This window comes from Sulfuricurvum sp., assembly GCF_019163035.1.
Lineage (GTDB): Bacteria > Campylobacterota > Campylobacteria > Campylobacterales > Sulfurimonadaceae > Sulfuricurvum.
In genome coordinates, this window is sequence record NZ_JAFLKV010000087.1 from 1 (window position 1) to 5578 (window position 5578).

The window sequence follows — 5578 nt, forward strand, 5'->3', positions numbered from 1 at the left end:
TGAAGCGGCTCAACGTAAAATCGTGGATGCGGTTCAAGCGCTTGCTGAGCAGGGTATCTTACAGCTCGGTGAATCTGAAGAGATGCTCGAATAAAAGATTAGTGATTATGTACTATACGATAAACCGTACCTATAATTTTCAATATAATGTTTATTATGTTAACCAAAATAAATTCAGTTGAGTTAAGTTAAACTATGAATATGGAATCAACAAAAGAACAACTAATCGCCGATATTGAAAATCTTCTCAACCGCTACGATTCTGTAAAGCCTACCCACATAAATCCAGAACTGCTCCAATTTTTAGATCGACAAACTCTCCTAAATATCATAAACTCCATTTTGCAACAACAAGAAAAGACAAATGAATCCAATCTTGAATGGCTTGAACAGTTCAAACAATATTAATATTTAAAAACTACTCACTAAATTTGTTTTTTTAAGGTCATGCTAAAAAATATGATCTATAATAACAACAATAATCCACAGTTGCATTTTTAAACATGTCGCTGAATTTAAACAAAGGCCGTTCATGTCATCTCATGTCGATTTAATCCAACTTACAGAACAAACAAAAAAACTCACCGCAATGGTCGTTGAGGATGAAGTTGTTGCTAATGATTTATTAAGTTCAACTTTTAAAAACTTTTTTGCGGATGTAACATCTGCTTATAATGGTGCTGAAGCATTACGAATGTATGAAAAAATCAATCCGGATATTATCTTTATTGACATCATCATGCCTGAAATTGATGGTATCGAGCTTGCTCGTCGTATCCGTTCTATCAATCCATCACAAATCATTATCGTTATCTCTGCGAGTAACGATATCCAAAAAATTTCTGAATCTATCGAAGTGGGTGTAAACAGCTTCATTCAAAAACCGATTGATACGAAAAAAATTCTTGAAATGCTACAAAATATCACCAGTTTAGTGGCTAAACGCAAAAAAATTGAAACTAAAACATTCTCTATCTCTCTACCGTTAGATGTTTATGAATTGGTTGATGATAATGCTAAAGCGGAAAGTATCTCTAAAAATGCGGTTATTATTCGCGCTCTTCGCTCTTTCTATAACGACTAATCTCCCCTCTTCCCACTTTTTGGGAAGAAAATCAGATTATTTATTTTTATTTCAGCAATAGGCTTATATAATTTCGGTTCAGGTTTACCTGTTCTTATCAATACGGCCCCATCATCTAATGGTTAGGATTCCAGATTTTCATTCTGGCCATACGAGTTCGAATCTCGTTGGGGTCACCACTTTTAAAATCACCCATAAAATAACTTTATTAAACCTTACTGTATTTAGTGTATTTGCACTATTCTAATATCATTCGTGTGCTATAATTTAATCACAATGTAGATAAGGTTAAAAATGGACAAAATACGGATCAAGGCAACGTTGCTTTCGATATTGATTGTCCTATTGCTAATAAGTTATTTCCTTTTTAATGCAATAGAAAGTAAAAAACGCACCCTAGACGATAAGATGCATGATCATCATGAACTACTCCAAAGTACGTACAAACTTTCTGTCTTTGATGTTGAGAAATCTCTCAATTATCTCGGATTTCAGATGCTCACCGATCAAAAAATCGTTAATGCTTTTGAAGCAGGTGATCGTAATACGCTATACCGATTGGCACTTCCTTATTTTAATAAAGCAAATGCGCGCGGAGAAGTCGATTTAACCGGCTTTATTCGCAATGACGGTATCCATTTTTTACGTCTTACCGACCCACATAAATTCGGTGATAACATTGCAAAAAAACGCCCTATGATTGAAGAAGCTATTCGGACACGCCAACCCATAGTCTCCTTGGACGTTACACTTTACAATATATCCTTGGTAACTCTTATTCCTATTTTTAAAGAAAATCATTTTTTAGGTCTTCTTCAATCCTCAGTTAAAATTAACCGTATTCAAGAACATCTCGACCTTCACTCCGGAATTAAAAGTGCCTTGGCTTTTGACTCTAAAACTCTAAATAAACTTTTACCGAATAAACATTTGAAACAATATGGTAAATATGTTCTAATTTCGTATAATGATCCGTTATTCAAATATTTGCCAAAAGAGTACACTTTAAACGATTCATATCGTATCACCTATAACGACAGAACATATATGATTGCTCCTAAAGAGTTGAGTACGTATGCCAATAAATCTTTAGCAAAGATTGTGTGCGCACTTGATGTAACCGAAGATGAAATAATATACAATCGAGAAATACGGGAACTGATTGTCGTTAGTCTTTTAGTTCTCATCTTATTAAGTATTGTTTTGCATTTCGGTTTTAAAGCATTAATTGATCGTATCCATGATCTATCAACTCAGCATAGCAAGCAACTTCATTACCAGCTTTACAATGATTCTCTTACACACTTGCCTAATCGTAAAGCTCTTTATGAGGATCTTACTCATAACTATTACCGGGGTATTATGCTGCTAAATATTGATAATTTTAAAGAGATGAATGATTTATATGGACATGAAATTGGAGACAAAATTTTATCAGCTATTGGTACTACTCTTCAACATGCAGTTGTAGATCATCCGCTAGCTGTCTATAAAATGCACGCTGATGAATATGCATTAGCTCTGACAGAACCCTTATCTGAGCATAAGTTCACGCATCTGTGTCATGAAATTTTACATACCCTTAATGAAGGATATTGCGATATTGATGGAATTAGTATTTTCGTTACACTCGGGATGGGTGCCGATATTAGTTCAGAAGAGGGATGCGATTTGATCGGAAGAGCCGATATGGCACTTAAAACAGCAAAAAAATGGGGTGTTTCTTTTATGAAATATCACGATGAACTCCATATAAAAGAGGAATACTCCAACAATATCTTATGGAGTAAAAAACTAAAAGATGCAATTGACGAACACCGTTTTGCCCTGTATTATCAAGGGGTGCATGAATGTTTAACACATTCAATTGTTGAATATGAAGCGTTAATTCGGATAATCGACAAAGACGGAACCGTTATTTCTCCTGCAATGTTTTTAGATATAGCCAAAAAATCACGTCTCTATCGTCACATTACCCATTTTGTTGTCAATGAAATTTTTACACAATTGCATAATACTCCTCACACTTATTCTATTAATCTCTCTTTAGACGATATTCTAAATCAGGAGACACAAAATCTTATTTATAAACATTTAAAAGAGTCAAATGTCGGCAACCGGCTTATTTTTGAAATTTTAGAAAGCGAAGGGATAGAAAATTTTGAAGAAGTTTCTAATTTTATTGCTCATGTTAAAAGCCATGGATGTAAAATAGCCATTGATGACTTTGGAAGCGGCTACTCTAATTTTGCTTATCTGATGCGTATAAATGTAGATTTTATTAAAATTGATGGATCACTTATCAAAAATCTTGATATTGATCTGAGTGCACAAGATATTGTGCGTGCAATTGTTGAATTTGCCAATCGTCTTAATATTCGAACAATCGCTGAGTTTGTCTCTACAGGATCGATTTATGACGAGTGCAAAGAGCTTAAAATTGATTATATTCAAGGATATTATTTAAGTAAACCTGAGCCAAAAGTATAATGGCAACAAGTCGGATTTTCAAAAATCATAATTAAGAATAAAATTCTGTTGTGTTATTCCATTTTTTCGGAAAATATAATTGTATTCCGAAGCTCCTGGAATTTGATATGTCTCACCACGAGCTACTTTCCGGGCCAAAAGGTATTCAGCACGAAGCCCTTTTAGTGTTCCACTGAATCGGTAAAAAACATCTATATTCCATTGTACATAGCTTGGATGACCGTATTTATTGTATTTCCACTCTTTAGGATCTGTTTTTGTGTATTCTCCATAACCTGCCATCATATCTAATCCGTTAAACCCCTGCCCCGAAAAATTATGTTCAAATGTCGTAAGCCAAGCGTGACAGTTACCGCTTCCATCACTGCGTTCACGTTTTTGAAAGGTATAAAGAGGTTCTTTCCCCCACTCTCTCGGAAATAAAAAGCGCCCATCATCTGTTGTCTGATTGTATGCAAAAGTCAGTTTTGAGTTCTGGTATTTAATAGCTGTTTTGACTCCGTAAGTCGTGCTCTTTTCTCCCTCTTGCATATACGATTTTGCTTTTATGGTATTGGATGTGATACTGTTGTCTTCGCTATTACCACCATCACCTGACTCATGCTGATAAATATATTGAGCACCATAGGATAGCTCAATTGGACCGTAAGGAAATGTATAACCTACATCAACATAAGAGAGATTAAAAATATTTTCCAAATAATAATCCCATACATCAACGTAAAACTCTTTGCTAAGACCATAACGTATATTTGCAACAAAAAGGCCATCAGATGACGTATTACCTCGATAGTTTCCTGCAACCGCTGTTTCGAGGGAACTATTTCCCATTTCATATCCATATCCCAAAGAATCTTCGACGCTTTTCCATTCAGGGGTATTTCGGTTCCAAAAAGCATTGATATAACCAGCTTGTCCACTCCAATCGTTCGAGAATACGGAATTAACCCATATTCCTTGTTCAAATGTTGGAATCATACGGCCATCTTGCGGATTGACAAATGGTGTATCCAGTTTCATTTGCCCCAGTGTAATAGAATTTTTTTCATACTGGTAACGCACATACGCTTCACCGATATTTGTTAGACTTCTAGCGTCATAATTGATTGAATCTACCAGTCCGACGGCATAGCGGGAATTTTTATTGGATGCCAACGGCTCAACATTTTGTGAGGAAATATTATCTTTAATAAAGTGTGTCGTATAAATCCCAATAGCCCCTTGCAATCGATTCCAGTTGGGTGTAAGATAAAGAAGTTTCCCACCTAGAGCAGTCGCTTCATAATCATGTAAAGGTTTTTGGTTGTCCTCCATCATGGTAAACATACGGATTTGTCCTTGAAGTTTTCCAAACGATACATCATCTTGAGCATGTGATGAAAGCATGACCACTAAAATAGCCGTGATTCCTGATAATTTCATCGATACGCTCCTTTTAAATTTATTGCAGAATATTAGGTAGTTTCACTCCCACCCATTACTTTGATATGCGAACGCCATCAGGTGCACGGACGCCAGATGTCAAAACAAGATCATGTCCGACCAATTTTTTGATCGTTGCATATTTTTCGGTTGCTCCACCGTTTAAAAGGAAATGCCCCGTATTCCTGATTTTGAACCGCATTCAATTTATCCAACAGTGATCTAATAATCGGTGAGGCTTTTAGGATGGGAGATTGAGAAGGGATAAACTCCTCGGTTGCACCAAATGAAAGGGTTGTGCTGCAAAGAGCTACCAATGATAAAAATACTCTTCTGTCGATACTCTTCTCTTTAATCACAAAATCTTATTGATGTATATCGTACTATTTTACCTTATTTTGTAAGAAAGTTACTAAAAGAATGGTGTAAAATCGTACTTAAGCATAAACTATCCAAAAAAAGCTCAAGGAGCTTACCCATGTCACCTTCTCACTATCTTCAAATTGCATCAGTAGCTATCAATGAACATTTCGGCGGGGAACACGTTGATAGAGAATTGCTTCTATCCACCTATCCTGAACT

At 35.6% G+C, this 5578-nt stretch carries 4 protein-coding genes and 1 tRNA gene; 4 read left to right on the plus strand and 1 reads right to left on the minus strand.

Going from position 1 to position 5578, the window contains the following annotated elements; translation table 11 throughout:
• Positions 1–195 precede the first annotated feature (195 nt).
• The 4 genes from JZU62_RS06515 to JZU62_RS06530 all read left to right on the plus strand — a co-directional run bounded on the left by JZU62_RS06515 (position 196) and on the right by JZU62_RS06530 (position 3574).
• Positions 196–408, plus strand: a complete 213-nt coding sequence (locus JZU62_RS06515) for a hypothetical protein (protein WP_295013083.1) — start codon at positions 196–198, stop codon at positions 406–408.
• Positions 409–532: 124 nt separating this feature from the next.
• On the plus strand, positions 533–1084 hold the full coding sequence (locus JZU62_RS06520) for a response regulator (protein WP_295013085.1): 552 nt from the start codon (positions 533–535) through the stop codon (positions 1082–1084).
• A 104-nt stretch (positions 1085–1188) separates the two neighbouring features.
• A tRNA-Glu gene (locus JZU62_RS06525) sits at positions 1189–1263 on the plus strand.
• Between the two features lie 316 nt (positions 1264–1579).
• A complete protein-coding gene (locus JZU62_RS06530) occupies positions 1580–3574 on the plus strand; it encodes an EAL domain-containing protein (RefSeq protein ID WP_295013087.1) in 1995 nt (664 codons plus the stop codon).
• Positions 3575–3592: 18 nt separating this feature from the next.
• On the opposite strand, the gene JZU62_RS06535 is transcribed toward JZU62_RS06530, so the two are convergent.
• Complete coding sequence (locus tag JZU62_RS06535) at positions 3593–4996, minus strand: OprD family outer membrane porin (protein WP_295013089.1); 1404 nt, start codon at positions 4994–4996, stop codon at positions 3593–3595.
• Positions 4997–5578 lie beyond the last annotated feature (582 nt).